The 13,100-nt window shown below is 67.6% G+C and carries 15 protein-coding genes; 4 read left to right on the top strand and 11 right to left on the bottom strand.

Features of this window, described 5'->3' with window-relative positions; translation table 11 throughout:
- Window positions 1-4 precede the first annotated feature (4 nt).
- Window positions 5-277, top strand: a complete 273-nt coding sequence (locus tag Q7W02_06200) for a hypothetical protein (protein MDO8475779.1) — start codon at window positions 5-7, stop codon at window positions 275-277.
- Between the two features lie 237 nt (window positions 278-514).
- On the opposite strand, the gene Q7W02_06195 is transcribed toward Q7W02_06200, so the two are convergent.
- Both Q7W02_06195 and Q7W02_06190 read right to left on the bottom strand, forming a co-directional pair.
- Entirely contained in the window at window positions 515-1,798 is a 1,284-nt protein-coding gene (locus Q7W02_06195) for an MFS transporter (protein ID MDO8475778.1), read from the bottom strand.
- A gap of 9 nt (window positions 1,799-1,807) precedes the next feature.
- Window positions 1,808-2,746: a cyclase family protein gene (locus Q7W02_06190; protein MDO8475777.1), complete on the bottom strand. Its 939-nt coding sequence runs from the start codon at window positions 2,744-2,746 to the stop codon at window positions 1,808-1,810.
- Between the two features lie 81 nt (window positions 2,747-2,827).
- On the opposite strand from Q7W02_06190, the gene Q7W02_06185 reads away from it, so the two are divergent.
- On the top strand, window positions 2,828-3,328 hold the full coding sequence (locus tag Q7W02_06185; GenBank protein ID MDO8475776.1) for a hypothetical protein: 501 nt from the start codon (window positions 2,828-2,830) through the stop codon (window positions 3,326-3,328).
- A 29-nt stretch (window positions 3,329-3,357) separates the two neighbouring features.
- On the opposite strand, the gene Q7W02_06180 is transcribed toward Q7W02_06185, so the two are convergent.
- Window positions 3,358-3,978: a DJ-1/PfpI family protein gene (locus tag Q7W02_06180; protein MDO8475775.1), complete on the bottom strand. Its 621-nt coding sequence runs from the start codon at window positions 3,976-3,978 to the stop codon at window positions 3,358-3,360.
- Between the two features lie 17 nt (window positions 3,979-3,995).
- Window positions 3,996-5,183, bottom strand: a complete 1,188-nt coding sequence (locus Q7W02_06175; protein ID MDO8475774.1) for an acyl-CoA dehydrogenase family protein — start codon at window positions 5,181-5,183, stop codon at window positions 3,996-3,998.
- A gap of 91 nt (window positions 5,184-5,274) precedes the next feature.
- On the opposite strand from Q7W02_06175, the gene Q7W02_06170 reads away from it, so the two are divergent.
- Window positions 5,275-6,138 carry a hypothetical protein gene (locus Q7W02_06170; GenBank protein MDO8475773.1) on the top strand — a complete coding sequence of 288 codons (864 nt, stop codon included), beginning with the start codon at window positions 5,275-5,277 and terminating at the stop codon, window positions 6,136-6,138.
- A 183-nt stretch (window positions 6,139-6,321) separates the two neighbouring features.
- On the opposite strand, the gene Q7W02_06165 is transcribed toward Q7W02_06170, so the two are convergent.
- The 4 genes from Q7W02_06165 to Q7W02_06150 all read right to left on the bottom strand — a co-directional run bounded on the left by Q7W02_06165 (window position 6,322) and on the right by Q7W02_06150 (window position 8,198).
- Complete coding sequence (locus Q7W02_06165; protein ID MDO8475772.1) at window positions 6,322-6,723, bottom strand: hypothetical protein; 402 nt, start codon at window positions 6,721-6,723, stop codon at window positions 6,322-6,324.
- Between the two features lie 16 nt (window positions 6,724-6,739).
- Window positions 6,740-6,937, bottom strand: a complete 198-nt coding sequence (locus tag Q7W02_06160) for a hypothetical protein (protein ID MDO8475771.1) — start codon at window positions 6,935-6,937, stop codon at window positions 6,740-6,742.
- A 7-nt stretch (window positions 6,938-6,944) separates the two neighbouring features.
- Window positions 6,945-7,736, bottom strand: a complete 792-nt coding sequence (locus Q7W02_06155; GenBank protein MDO8475770.1) for a glucose 1-dehydrogenase — start codon at window positions 7,734-7,736, stop codon at window positions 6,945-6,947.
- 84 nt (window positions 7,737-7,820) lie between these two features.
- Entirely contained in the window at window positions 7,821-8,198 is a 378-nt protein-coding gene (locus Q7W02_06150) for a hypothetical protein (GenBank protein ID MDO8475769.1), read from the bottom strand.
- A 210-nt stretch (window positions 8,199-8,408) separates the two neighbouring features.
- Between Q7W02_06150 and Q7W02_06145 the strand changes: the two genes are divergently transcribed.
- Complete coding sequence (locus Q7W02_06145; GenBank protein MDO8475768.1) at window positions 8,409-8,720, top strand: hypothetical protein; 312 nt, start codon at window positions 8,409-8,411, stop codon at window positions 8,718-8,720.
- Window positions 8,721-8,757: 37 nt separating this feature from the next.
- Here Q7W02_06145 and Q7W02_06140 read toward each other — a convergent pair whose 3' ends face one another.
- From Q7W02_06140 to Q7W02_06130, 3 genes are read right to left on the bottom strand one after another with little or no spacing between them, the layout of a single operon-like run.
- Complete coding sequence (locus Q7W02_06140; GenBank protein ID MDO8475767.1) at window positions 8,758-9,291, bottom strand: cupin domain-containing protein; 534 nt, start codon at window positions 9,289-9,291, stop codon at window positions 8,758-8,760.
- A gap of 14 nt (window positions 9,292-9,305) precedes the next feature.
- Window positions 9,306-11,471 carry a carboxypeptidase regulatory-like domain-containing protein gene (locus tag Q7W02_06135; protein ID MDO8475766.1) on the bottom strand — a complete coding sequence of 722 codons (2,166 nt, stop codon included), beginning with the start codon at window positions 11,469-11,471 and terminating at the stop codon, window positions 9,306-9,308.
- 20 nt (window positions 11,472-11,491) lie between these two features.
- Window positions 11,492-13,021, bottom strand: a complete 1,530-nt coding sequence (locus Q7W02_06130; GenBank protein MDO8475765.1) for an ABC transporter substrate-binding protein — start codon at window positions 13,019-13,021, stop codon at window positions 11,492-11,494.
- Window positions 13,022-13,100 lie beyond the last annotated feature (79 nt).

Genomic DNA, 13,100 nt, shown 5'->3' with positions numbered 1-13,100 from the left:
TGACATGAGCGATCCAGGCGCGCGGCGACGGCAGGTCGTGGGCTTCATCCTCTCCGGGATCTTCCCCGGGCTCGGCCAGCTCTACAACCGCGAGTACCTCAAGGGCGTCCTGTTCATCCTCCCAAGCGCCGTCCTGACCTGGCTCGTCTTCCAGGCAGCGCCCACCGATCTCCTGGCGCTGTCTCAACCGAGCGCGACGCTGATGCTTCTGCTCGCGGCCCTGCTGGCGATCTGGCTCTGGGCGATCATCGACGCCTGGAAGGTGGCCGCGCGCTAGCAGGCGGCTGAGAAGGGTCCAGATGCGAGGCGGCGCCCCGCTGTTCGAGTTGAGCGACGGCGTATGCCATCGTGAGACGAGGGCTGAGTTGATCCCGCAGACGAACCGTACGACTGTCTCGGCCCTCGCCTCGGGGCTCCGCCCCTCAGCTCGAACTGCCACGAGCGTGCGGCCGAGGGCGCCCCAGCAGATTTTGCTAAATGACGCAGATGGGCCCTTATCGGCCGCCTGCGGCGCCTACCGTATCAGGTGCACGCGTCCTGCGACGGCGCGCACCTTGCGCGGGGCGGCGAGCCAGATAGCTACGGCCGAGACCACGCTGCAGCCGATCGCGATCCAGAAGGCCGGCGTGTAGCTGCCGGTGGCATCGTACAGGGCGCCCGTTACCCAGGGACCGGCGGCCCCGCCGGCGATCGCGGACAGCATCAGCGTGCCGAATATGCCGCCGTAGTGCCGCCCCTGGAAGATCTCGGCCGGAATGGCGCCGACGACCGACGTGAGCCCATAGCCGAGCGCGCCCTGTGACACGACCATGAGCCAGAGCAAGGCCGGCGTCGGCGTCTCACGCATGAGGATCAGGGCCAGGTAGCAGATGGCGAAACCGAGACTGCCCACCGTCCACACCCATTCTCGTCCTACGCGGTCAGAGAGATGGCCGAGGGCGATCTGGCCCGGGATAGCGACCAGGCTGACGAAGCCGAGCGCCCAGGCCGCGTACGTGGGGCTCCAGCCGATCTCGATCAAATACTTCGTCTGGTGCACCTGCACCGCGTACCAGGCGAAGAGCCCGCCGAAGTAGCCGACCGCGAGCCACCAGAAGCGCGACGTGCGCGCGGCGCGGCCGAGCGTCCAGTCCACGGCCGCCCACACCGGGTCCACGATGTTGGCCGCCTGGGTGGCGGTGGTCTCATGCGATGACGCGTCGCCGTCCGGTTGGAGCCCGATGTCCTCGGGCCGGCGCTTGAGCAGCAGGTTGAGCGGCACCAAGATCGCCAGCACCAGGATGGCCATGGCCCAGCACGCCGCGCGCCAGCCCGAGCGCCCGATCAACGTTTGCAGCCAGGGCAGCAGGATGATTGATCCCACGCCCACGCCGGAGAAAGCCAGGCTCATGGCGAGACCTCGCCGGCGCACGAACCAGTTGGGAAGGAAGAGCGCCTGCCCCGTGTAGCCCAGGCAGACGCTGCCGCCGCCGACCAGCACGCCGAGCGTGAGATAGAGGTGCAACGGCTGGCGCACCAGCGTGGCGAGCATCAACCCGGCCGCCATGAGGCCCGCGCCGATCTCCATGACCATCCGCGGACCGCGGCGGTCCATCAGCCGGCCGAGCGTCGGGCTCAGGACCGCCGAGACGAGGAAGCCGAAGGAGAAGGCGCCGGCCGTCACGCCGCGATCCCAGCCGAACTCGTCGAGGATGGGCGGGAAGAGCAGCGAGAAGGCAGTGCGCGCGTTGACGCCCACGCCCATGGTGACGAAGACGACCGCCACGACGACCCAGCCGTAGAAAAATCGGAGGCGCAAAGAACGGCGCTACTTGATCGCGATCGGGTTGACGGGAGAGCCGACCGCGCCGGTGATCGGCAGCGGCGGCGCGGTGAACAGGAACTCGTAGACCTTGTCGCGGGCGCAGTCGGCCGCGAGCACCTCCAGGTCGAAGATTTCGCCCACGAGCATCCCCATGGTGGGAATGAGCACCTGGTGGAGCGGCTGGTAGGTGTCCGGGATCTCGTTCGGCCGCACCTCCATTCCCCAGGTGTCGGTCGCCACCGCGGCGAGCTCGTGGCGGTGGATCCACTCCGCCGTCGAGAAGGAGAGACCGGGCGCATCACCGCCGGCGTAGTCGCCCCACCCGCCGCGCGCGCGGCACATCGCCAGCTGGCCCGTGCGGATCAGGAGCGCGTCGCCCGTCCCGACCGCCACGCCCTGCGTCTTGAGCGCCGCCTCCAGGTCGCCCACGGTGATCGCGTAGCCCGGCTCGAGCCACTCGACCCCCTTCAGGCGCGGAAAGTCCAGCAGCACGCCGCGCGTCACGATGAAGCGCGCCATCTTCTCGATCCCGTTCCGCTTGGCGCCCGAGCTCGACACCAGGTTGGCGTCGTAGCCGTTGTAGAGCTTGCCGCCGAGGAAGCAGTGCGAGAGCGCGTCCCACTGGGTCCCGCACTGGAGCGGCATGATGATCATGTCGTCGGCGAACCCGACGCCGCCGGGGCGTTGGAACGCGCCCGTCGTGAAGTCCGGGCCCGTGAGGATCATGCGGTGGATGGGGTTGAAGCGCCGCGGCTGGTTGACCTGCGGCCCCGTGTTGTCGAAGGGGATCGCGAGCGAGAACGTCACGCCGCGCTTCACCGTCCGTGTCGCCTTCACGACGGATTCGGGCGTGATGTAGTTCAGCGTGCCCAGCTCGTCGTCCGGCCCCCACTTGCCCCAGTTGCGGCACTTCGCCGCCATGTCCCGAACCGCATCAACCATGGTCGCAGCCTCCCTTTCGTCCGATGTGCCCATTGCGCGCCGGGCCGGAAGAGAGTATCAAATAGCGAGGAGGTCCGATCAATGGGCTACAGCCTCGAGCAGTTCGCCGACGCGTGTCACCGCATTCTCACCGAGGATCCCGGCCCCGAGGGGCGCACGAAGGTGTGCGCGCTCGTCCAGGATGTCCTCCAGGACGAGGCGTTCGTGGCCACGCATCTCGGCGACGACGTGCCGGAGCGCAAGATCCTGTACGAAGACCCGAAGCTCGGCTTCTGCATCCTCGCCCACGTCTACAACGGCGCCAAGGAGAGCCAGCCGCACGATCACGGGCCGTCCTGGGCGATCTACGGCCAGGCGCGCGGCGAGACCGTGATGAGCGACTGGGCCATCGTCGAGCCCGCCTCCGAGAACAAGCCCGGCAAGGTGCGCCACGTCAGGGCCTACCCGCTCAAGCCGGGCATGGCGAAGGTCTACAACGAGGGCGACGTCCACTCCCCGCGCCGCGAAGGCTCGACAAGGCTCATCCGCATCGAGGGCACGAACATGGACAAAGCCAAGCGCCTGTCCTACGAGAAAGTCTAGCAGGCGCCTGCGGGTTTGACAGCCGCCTGCTACACGCGGCGGGTGTTATCGTCGGGGAACGGATACTCCATGTTCCGCGCCGTCGCGCGGCCGACGGCCTCGCCGAAGTAGCGGATGACCACGCGGAGCGCCATGTCGATGCCGGCCGAGATGCCGGCCGACGTGATGACGTTGCCGTCCTCCACCACGTGGAGCTTCTCCTCGACCGTCACGGCCGGGAAAGAGTCGCGCATCCAGCCGAGCGAGCGCCAGTGCGTCGTGGCGCGGCGGCCGTCGAGCAGCCCGGCCTGCCCCAGCAGCATCGAGCCCGTGCAGACCGAGGTGAGCGTCTCGACCTGTCGCCCACGCTCTCCAATCCACTCCAGCAGACGCGCGTTCTTGATCTCGGCGCGCGTGCCCCAGCCGCCGGGCACCACGAGGATGTCGAGCGGCGGGCAGGTCTCGAGCGTGACGTCGGGGATGACCTTCAGGCCGCCCGTGGCGACCACGGTGTCCATCGTCTCGGCGACCAGCAGCACCTCGAAGGGCGACGGCTCCTCGCGGCGCGCGGCCTCGTTGAGCCGCGTCACCGAGAAGACTTCGAACGGCCCGCAGAAGTCAAGGACTTCCACGTTCGGGAAGATCAGAATGCCCACCCGCTTACGGTCCATGGGATCCACTCTCCAGCCTAGAGGAACGTCGTGTCGGGCTGGTGCCCGAGCAGGAACTGGCCGACCGTCTCGAAGTGGGCCTGGCGCCCCTGGATCTGCTGGGTGACGGCGTGCATGTCGCGGAACCCGCGGTCGAAGGCGCTCTCGATGAAGATCGACGTCGCGCCGCCCGCGTGGTGCGTCATGTCGGCGACGGCCTTCGCCTGGTGGATCGCGTAGGTCGACGCCAGCCGGATCAGGACGCGCTGATCGAGCGTGAGGACGCCCGAGCGCCCGACCGCACGCCAGATCTCCTCGAGGGAGCTCAAGAGGAAGAGCCGCGCGGATTGCAGCTGCGCCTCGGCGTAGCCGACCTGGGACTGGATCACCGCGTTGTCGCGGAGCAGGCGCTTGAACCCGCGCGGCGTCTTCTCCTTGGCGAGGCCCACCAGTCCGTCGAGCATGCGCCGGGCGATGCCGAGGGCGACTCCGGCGAATCCGGACGCGTAGAGCGAGCCCGTCGGGAAGCAGTAGAGCGGGCCCGGCTGGCGCCGCTCCGCCGGATCGTCCCGCGAGATCGAGTACTCGTGGGGCACGAAGAGATCCGACACCGTGAAGGCGTCGCTCCCGGTGCCCTTGAGCCCGCTGACGTGCCAGACGTCCACGATCTGCGCGCTCGAGGCGGGGAACAACATCGTCCGCTCGACCCTCTTGCCGTCGCCGTTCCGGCGCGGGCTCCCGTCAGGCTCAGAGATCGGGCAGTGGCCGCCCAGCCACGTCGCGTGACGGCAGCCGCTCGCGAAGCTCCACGTGCCCGTCACGCGATAGCCGCCCTCGACGGCGACGGCCCGCGCGTCGGGCCCGGGGCCCCACGCCAGAACGGCGCGCGGGTCCCTGCCGAAGACCTCCGCCGCGACGTCAGGCGGGAGATACGCGGCGGACATCGAGCAGCCGGACGCCTGGCACATACACCATGCCGTGCTCGCGTCGGCCTTGGCGATTTCCTCGATGACGGCAGCGAAGGTGGCGGGATCGACCTCGCCCCCGTCGAGCGAGCGGGGCAGCAGCAGCCGGAACATGCCCGCCGCAAACAGCGCGTCCAGCACCGGCTGCGACAGGCGCCGCTCCTGCTCGATCTGGTCCGCGCAGGCCTCGATCTGGGGCGCAAGCCGGCGCGCCCGCGCCACGTACTCGTTCCCAGCTCCAGCCGGGCTCCCCGTGTCCATGGGCGGGACTATATCGCAAAATCCTTCGTCTGGCTTCCGGCAGCGCGCTGGGTTAGGATAAGCGGCACACTCGCCCGTGAGGAGGATCGCCATGAAGCGCTACGATCGGCACCAGCAGGACGTCGGCAACATCCTCATGCTGGAGCACGTGAACGTGCGCGTGCCCGACCAGCGGACCGCCACGGCCTTCTACATCCAGGGCCTGGGCTTCACGCGCGACCCCTACGTCATGGTCGGGGTCGAGAATATGTGGATCAACATGGGCCAGACGCAGTTCCACCTGCCGACGGGCGAGCCGAACGTCATGCGCGGCCACGTCGAGATCGTGGTCCCCGACCTCGAAGCGCTCGCGAAGCGGCTCGGAAGCGTCCGCGAGCTGCTCGCGGGCACGAAGTTCGCCTACAGCGTCGAGGACAAGTACGTCGCGGTCACCGCACCATGGGGCAACCGGCTCCGCCTGTACGCTGCCGGGCCGTCGTTCGGCGACATGACGCTCGGCATCACCCACGTCGAATTCCCCGTCGAGTCCGGGCGCGCAGCCGGCATCGCGCGCTTCTATGAGAAGGTCATGGGCGCCCCCGCCGCGGTCACCCCCGACGCGGACGGCGTGGCCGCCCACGTCAGGATCGGCCAGCGCCAGGAGCTCGTCTTCCGGGAGACGACGGCGCCCATCCCGGCCTACGACGGCTACCACATCGCCATCTACATCGCGAACTTCTCCGGCCCCCACGATTGGCTCGATACGCACGGGCTCGTCAGCGAAGAGAGCATGGACTACCAGTACCGCTTCGAGAAGATCGTGGACCCCGACACGCGCGAATGCCTGTGCGTCATCGAGCACGAGGTGCGGAGCTACACGCACCCGATGTTCCTGCGCCCGCTCGTGAACAGGAACCCCGCCCAGCGCCAGGCCACGTACCAGCGGGGCCGCGACGCATTCTACCCAGGCGGCTAGCAGGCCGCCGATAAGGGCCCATCTGCTTCGTTGGCTCGGTCGCTCCTCGCTCAACGTACGGAGAGTTCGCCTCGCTCGTCGCATCCCTCGCCGCCTCGCATCTGGACCCTTCTCGCCGGCCTGCGGCGAGCGGGTGCCGCCTCGCATCTGGACCTTTTTGAGCCGCCTGCGCGGTCTCGTCGGTTAGGTGGCGCCGGCGGCGCCGTAGGCTGGGCCGAATCTGACGAAGGTGCAGCCGATGGAGTGAACGAGGCCGCGGGATTGTCGCCGGTCTGCCTGCCGGCGCTCTCCGGGCCGTGAGCGGGCTTCGCGGCGCCGCTCGCCAAGCCGCCGGTCCTCCATGACGTGGACCCCTTCGACTCCAGCCATCGCCCGGGTGAGATACTCGTAGAGGCTTTGCTCGACGCGCTTGACCACGATCAGGAGCCGGAGACCGGCGGATGGTCGGGAGCGCGCCGCCGCCAGGAACTGCGTCAGGTGCCGCTGGCAGAGGCCGTGCGTCTCGTCGGGGTCCTCCAGCGGCTCACACTCCCCGAGATCCGCCGGCGACCCCTCGGCCCGGCACCACGCGCAGATCGATCTCACGGCGGACTAGGCGCGCCTACGGCAGTTGGATATTGCCGCTCCCGCGCGGTCCACTGGGCCCGCCGAGACCCTCACCAAGCGAACCCGCCTCGATCTCGAAGGTGATCGGCAGCGCGCCCACCTGCGTGAGCAGCTGCGCTTCGCCCAGGTGGACGACCCGCCGGCTCGTATCGGCCGAGCCGTCCTTCGTGACCGGCGTGAGCACGCGGATCACCCCCACCCTAGTTGCCCATTACGATGCCGCCGTCCACGTTGAGGGCCTGCCCGGTCATGTAGTCGGAGTCGGGCCCGACGAGAAACGCCACGACGCCGGCGACGTCCTCGGCCCGCTCGGGGCGTCCCAGCGGGATGTTCCGGATCCGGCGCTTCCACACCTCGCCCTGCCCCAGGCCCTCGAGGGCGCCCCACTCGCGGTCGATCTGCTCCCACATCGCCGTCTCGACTGCGCCCGGGCAGACGCAGTTCGACGTGATCCGATGCGGGGCCAGCGCTTGGGCCGCGGAGCGCGTGAGGCTGACCACGCCGGCCTTGGACGCGGCGTAGGGCGTCGTCACGTGGCTGCCTCCCCGGTACGAGGCGATCGAGGCGGTCTGGATCAGCTTGCCGCGGAGCTCCGACTCCGGCATGGGGTCCTGCTGAAGCATCCTGCGCGCCACGGCCTGCAGGACGAAGAAGACGGCGCGGAGGTTGACGTCCATCACGCGGTCCCATTCCTCCCCCGTGACCTCGAGCATCGGCTGGACGCGGATGACACCGGCATTGTTGAACAGCACGTCGAGCCGCCCCCAGCGCCGGTACGGCTCGTCCACGATCCGGTCGATATCCTCGGGGCGGGTCACGTCGGCTCGGACCGCCACCTGGCCCAGCTCGGCCGCGAGTTTCTCCGCCCCCGCCCCGTCGAGGTCGGCGAGGACCAGTTTCGCGCCGTCGGCCGCGAGCCGGCGCGCGCAGGCCGCGCCGATCCCCCGCGCCGCGCCCGTGATCAGCACGGTCCGTCCCGTCAGTCGCCCCATCGCTCCTCCTCCTGTCTCATCCGACGGCCGAGTGTGCCACAACTCCAGTCAGAACGTGAGCGAGGGGGAAGAACCTGCCGGGGTTCAGTGCTCCGCGCGTGGAGTAAACACCGCGAGGACGAGGGCCACCACGAGGAGCGCTGGGACGTCACCGAGGAGGTGCCCCCGTTCTTTCGCATCGGCGAAGGACTGCGCGCCCATGATCCCGGCGTGCACGACGCTCGACCAGACGGTGAACCAGATCAGGCTCGTGTGCGCCGCCGGGTTCTTCGCCGCCATCAGCAGGAACACGCCGAGCGTCGCGTAGACCCCGATGATCATCATGTGATAGTGCGAGTGGCCCACGCCCCACTGCCAGCCGGACGGCCACACCATGCCCAGCGGGTAGATACCAAGGACGAAGATCAGGCCGACCAGGATGAGGGCGACACGAAGGTAGCGAAGGCGATCCGCATCCGACATCGTGAGTTCCTCCTGCAGGTCGATTCAGTCCGCGGAGAGAATAACCCGGGCGGGAATGCAGTTGGAAAGAATGGCAGGTGCCAAAGTGTGCCTACTCGGCCAACAATCTTCGTCAATCGGCAACGACCGGCGGTCTCGTAAGTACCCGCCAAGCTTGGAGTTCCGCCCCGGCATGCCAGTTGCTCTATCCGGTCTCAGGGAGGAAGAGCCATGAACACACCGACACTCCGGTACGACAGCGACGAGAAGGAAATGTACCAGTTCGCCTGTCCCAACTGCTGGGCGGTCCGAACGGTGACCCTGACCCCCGGCACCAAGCGTCCCATGTGCGACTGCGGCTCGCCGCTCTCCGTGATCGGAGAGGTGGAGAGCGAAGAAGCCGAGTCCCTGTCGCTGGACCACCCGCACTCCGAGCCGAGCTCTTCATTCTGTGCGGCCCGCCAAACACCCATGCAGCACAGGCTCTGGTGCGCTATCTACTTCCTCAGAAACTGCAACTGCGGGTACGGCCAGCGACCCTAGCCAGTAGCCTGCAACGGTCCGGCGCGGCAGACCTTACCTACGCTGGGTTGGCGTTGATTAGGATGAAGGCCACGCGGCAGGGCGTGTCCATGCGGTTGCTCCACGCGTGGTTGGTCCCGCGCTGGATCAGGCAGTCGCCGGCCCTGAGCAGCGTTTCGCCTTCGTCCATCAGCGCCCAGATCTCGCCTTCTAGAACGAGCGCGTAGTCGATCGTGTTCGTCTTGTGCATGGCCGGGTGCCGCGCGTCGCTCTGGTCCATCGCGTGGCCGGCGCCCATTGCCGCGAAGGCCTTCGCCCGGTCGACCTTGCCCCCCATCCCCTTGTCCGGCGGAAAGTCGACCACCCGGAAAATCGTGCCCAGCTCGGGCGGCTCGAGGACGACCGGGCGGGCCGCGGCGTCGGCCGCGCCCGCGTTGCTCGCCGGCGCGCCATCGGTCACCCACAGGTTGATGAGGGCAAGCCCGGGCATGCCGTCGAGCTCGAGCGCGTGCGGCGACGGGGCGTCCGTGAGGATGACCGACTTGCCCTGGGCATTGTGTCCGGTAACGACGCGGCGCATGGGTCTGGCCATCTGCGATCCTCCGATCATCTCGCGAGCGGATCTGGGCGAAGCTGGAACTTCACCACCTTGCTCGTCGTCCCTTTGCCGCCTTCGACGTGGAAGGGCGCTCGAGTGCTGTACGTCGACCACAGTCCCCTGCCCTTCCAGCCGGAATTCGGATCGTCGATGCGCCCGTCCATCCATTTGGTGAAGAAGCCCATGGGATAGGGGACACGGAGGTTGACGAATTTCCCGTCGACGAGGGCGATCAACGACTCGTTGGCATTGCCCGTGGCGAGAGGCACGTTCTTGCCCAGCCCGAACGTGTCGTGCTGATCCACCCAGGTGTAGTAGCTGGCCTCGGCGCTGCCCGAGTCCGTGACGTTCGCGAGCTGCGGCCCAGGGAACGGATACAGCGTCCAACCTTCCGGGCAGTGTTTTCCTGTCGCAGTCGGTCCGTTGAGGGGTCCCTTGCACTTCCGCCGGTCGAAGCTGCCGAGATGTCCGCTCGATAGCGGTGCCCAGACGACGCCGCCCCGATCGATGTCCATGCCGCGCGGTCCATATCCCGGCAGTGGCGGCTCGAAGACTTCCGCCAAAGCGGTCGCCGGCGGATTCGCTCCTGGGTTGACCCGGATGACGTAACCGGGGAAGCCCAGCACCGTGCCCCAGACGGTTCCGTCGACGGGGTTTACGGCGACGCCGTAGAAGGCGGCCGTGATTCGCTTGTCCTTGGTGGGATCGACCGGCTGGTTGGGCTCGACATAGTCGTCCCGCTTGCCGTTTCCGTTGGTGTCGAGGATGAGCGCCGTCCACCCTTGCGACTTCACCTCATCGCCGGTCTTCTCGAACATCCTCCGATTCAGCCAGCCGATGACGCCGCTCTGCGGGCCGCCGGCGCTGGTCCACAGCGTATTGTTGGCATCCTCCGCGAACACCAGATGGTGCGTGGGGAAGCACGTGCTGATCAGCGTGATCTTCCCGGTTTTCGGATCGTACATGGAGAGGTGCCGGTTGGACTGTTCGACCGGAAACAGCTTCGCCGACGGATGGTCGGACCCCTTCTTGCAGAACTCCGGATTTTCCGGCGGACGGACTCGCGAGGTGAACCAGACCCGCCCCTTCTCGTCGAACATCGGGTTGTGCATGCTGGTCTGGCTGTCCCAGATCGGTTCGGCGCCCCAGTACGGCGACGGCGTCATTGGATTGGCTTTCGAAGACGGGGTGTTCGGATCACGCACCGGCATTCTCACCTGGGTCGCCTTGTGGAGCACCGGATCCAAAACCGGGAAGAGATCCGTGCTCTCCTCTGTAGCCCCGAAGATCAGACCGTTGGCGTTGACCCTCGGATTGCGCTTGTCGGTCGAGACTTCGTCATGCAGGTAGTCCTTGGGACCGGCCCAGTCCCAGAGCGTGATGACGACGTTGCGCTCCACGCCTTGCGGCCGTGACGGCCGCGAGGCGGGCAGCTCGCCGGCGGCGATCCGATCCGTCCAGTCAGCGAACAACGCCGGGGCCCGCTTGACGTCGAGCCTGCCGAGGTTGTTGGTCATCTGTGTCATGGCCTGCCCTGAGACGATGCGCCGCGCCCACGCCTCCGTCGAGGAATTGAAGTGACCCAGCTCCTTCGGAATCGTGCGCGTTGCCTTGTTGCCGAGCTGGTGACACCCGTAGCAGCCGTTGGTCTTGACGATGTCCAGCCACCGCGCCTGGCTCTTGAGCGCCACGGGCATGCCGTTGCCGCTGGGTCCCGTGCCGGGAAACTCGCTCTTGTCCGGGACCTTGAGCATGGAATACCAGTAGATCGCCGGATAGTATTCCACCGCCGCCGCCGCACTCGGCGCCACGACTGCCGGCGGGTTCACGATCTTGCCGGGCGCGGTCTGCACCTTCGGAGAGTCGATGAGCCCGTAGCCACGCACCCACACGCTGTAGGTCGCCTTCGGAAGACCGGGCATGACGTAGCGCCCTTGCTCGTCGGTGACCACGATCTTGGCGAACTTGGTGGGGAGCTCGGTCGTTTCGGCGATCACCCAGACCCCGGCCTCCGGCCCATTCGCGCTGATGACCACACCGCCCAGGTCATCGCCGCCGATGCGAATCGCCGGGTCGGTATTCTGCTGGGCGCTCAACCGAGCCTGCCCGGCGGCCAAGAGCGCGGCCACGGCGGCCGCGATGGTCACCACGTACAGCGCTTTTGTGGTTTTCATGAATCCGCTCCTCCCATCTCCTACCGGAGCTTCAGGTCCTCGCAGGGGGCCGCGTACGGGAAGCCCTGGATCAGTCCCGCGCCGGATTCCGCCACGCGCGATCCCACTCCCCAGATGAAGCCCTGCTGGAACAGGGGCGTCACGAGCACGCGATCGGCAACGATCTTTTGGATCTGGTGGAGATGGGCCTCGCGCTGCTTGCGGTCCGTTTCCTTCGACTGGCGCTGGAACAGATCGTCGATCTCGGGAAGCGTGCCGTACGCGTAGGTGCCGCCTTTCGTGAAGAAGGGCTCGAGCCGCGCCGCGGCGTTGCCCGCCGCGCCGGTCGCGCCGATGACAAGCCCCGTCAGCTTCTTCTCTCTCCACGCGGTGAGGAACGCGGCGCGCTCCATCCCCCGCACCCTGCTGCGGATCCCGATGGCCTGGAGATAGCCTCCCACCGACTCGGCCAGCGAGGCGTAGGGCGGAAGCGGAGTCAGGTCACCCGCGTCGAAGCCGTTCGGATAGCCGGCCTCCACCATGAGCTGCTTGGCGCGCTTGGGGTCGTACGCGGGCGGCTCGAGATGCAGCGCGAATTCGAAGCTCGGGGGAACAAACAAGCCCGTCAGCCGCCCGAGACCGAGCATCTCCGCCTCGTTGAGGGCCTTACGATCGATCGAGAGACCCGCCGCCATGCGCACACGCGGATCGTGCCAGGGAGACTTCGGGTCCCACTGGTCGAGAAAGTCCAGCCAGTAGATGCCGTACAGCAGGGGCGCGACGACCTTGATCCCGGGGCTGCGGCGCAGCTCCCCCGCGATCGCCCCGCCAAAGAGGTACGCAAGGTCCACCTGGCCGGTCTTGACGGCCGCGGCCCGGGTGCTCTCGTCGGGAATGCTGCGCATGACCAGCCGCTTGACCTGGGGAGCCTTCCGCCAGTAGTCCGGGAAAGCCTCCAGCACCAGCTCGATACCGGGCGTGAAGGAGACGAGCTTGTACGGCCCGGCGCCGACCGGCGCCTTCTTGTAGGCGTCGTCGCCGACCTTCTCGATGTATTTCTTCGGCACGATCCAGCCGGCGCCGGTGGCCGACGTGCCGTAGAACGACATGAAATCCTGCCAGGGCTCCTTCAGCACGAAGCGGACCCGGTTCGGGGCCGCCACCTGGACCTCCTTCACCTTCTCCTTCAGGAGCGTGGCGCCGCTGCCCTTGTATCTGTCGAAGGAGAACTTCACGTCCTCCGCCGTGACGGGATCGCCGTTGTGAAACCGGGCGCCCTTCCGAAGGATGAACTCGTACGTCGTCCCATCCTTGGACACGATCCACGACTCAGCCAGGCTCGGGGTCATGATCCCGGCCGGCATCGGCTTGACCAGCGCGTCGTGCAGCGCGTACAGGACCATGAACGGCGTGATGAGCGCTTCCGTGTCCCCGGGATCGAGCCACCTCGAGACCAGCGTCACGTGGACGCCGATCGTGATGGTCCCCTCCGGCGCTGCCGACGCCGGTGAGACGCCAGAGAGGACTACGAGGACAAGAACGGCGATCAGGAGCGAGCGCGGAGCGGGCATCTGGATACCTCCGGGAGCATGTGAGCGGGAACGCCTTCGTCTCTGTGGCGGCGAAGCTACCACGTCTCGGGCTGGCTCA

It is taken from the genome of Candidatus Rokuibacteriota bacterium (assembly GCA_030647435.1).
Classification (GTDB): Bacteria; Methylomirabilota; Methylomirabilia; order Rokubacteriales; family CSP1-6; genus AR37.
The sequence above is the reverse complement of the archived record's forward strand: the minus strand, read 5'-3'. Positions and strand labels throughout refer to the sequence as shown.

Excerpts from the sequence above, each read along its gene's own strand:
- Q7W02_06140 (MDO8475767.1), bottom strand. The coding sequence starts at position 9,291 with ATGGCCAGACCCATGCGCCGCGTCGTTACCGGACACAATGCCCAGGGC.
- Q7W02_06150 (MDO8475769.1), bottom strand. The coding sequence starts at position 8,198 with ATGTCGGATGCGGATCGCCTTCGCTACCTTCGTGTCGCCCTCATCCTG.
- Q7W02_06155 (MDO8475770.1), bottom strand. The coding sequence starts at position 7,736 with ATGGGGCGACTGACGGGACGGACCGTGCTGATCACGGGCGCGGCGCGG.
- Q7W02_06200 (MDO8475779.1), top strand. The coding sequence starts at position 5 with ATGAGCGATCCAGGCGCGCGGCGACGGCAGGTCGTGGGCTTCATCCTC.
- Q7W02_06135 (MDO8475766.1), bottom strand. The coding sequence starts at position 11,471 with ATGAAAACCACAAAAGCGCTGTACGTGGTGACCATCGCGGCCGCCGTG.
- Q7W02_06175 (MDO8475774.1), bottom strand. The coding sequence starts at position 5,183 with ATGGACACGGGGAGCCCGGCTGGAGCTGGGAACGAGTACGTGGCGCGG.
- Q7W02_06185 (MDO8475776.1), top strand. The coding sequence starts at position 2,828 with ATGGGCTACAGCCTCGAGCAGTTCGCCGACGCGTGTCACCGCATTCTC.
- Q7W02_06170 (MDO8475773.1), top strand. The coding sequence starts at position 5,275 with ATGAAGCGCTACGATCGGCACCAGCAGGACGTCGGCAACATCCTCATG.
- Q7W02_06145 (MDO8475768.1), top strand. The coding sequence starts at position 8,409 with ATGAACACACCGACACTCCGGTACGACAGCGACGAGAAGGAAATGTAC.
- Q7W02_06190 (MDO8475777.1), bottom strand. The coding sequence starts at position 2,746 with ATGGTTGATGCGGTTCGGGACATGGCGGCGAAGTGCCGCAACTGGGGC.
- Q7W02_06130 (MDO8475765.1), bottom strand. The coding sequence starts at position 13,021 with ATGCCCGCTCCGCGCTCGCTCCTGATCGCCGTTCTTGTCCTCGTAGTC.
- Q7W02_06180 (MDO8475775.1), bottom strand. The coding sequence starts at position 3,978 with ATGGACCGTAAGCGGGTGGGCATTCTGATCTTCCCGAACGTGGAAGTC.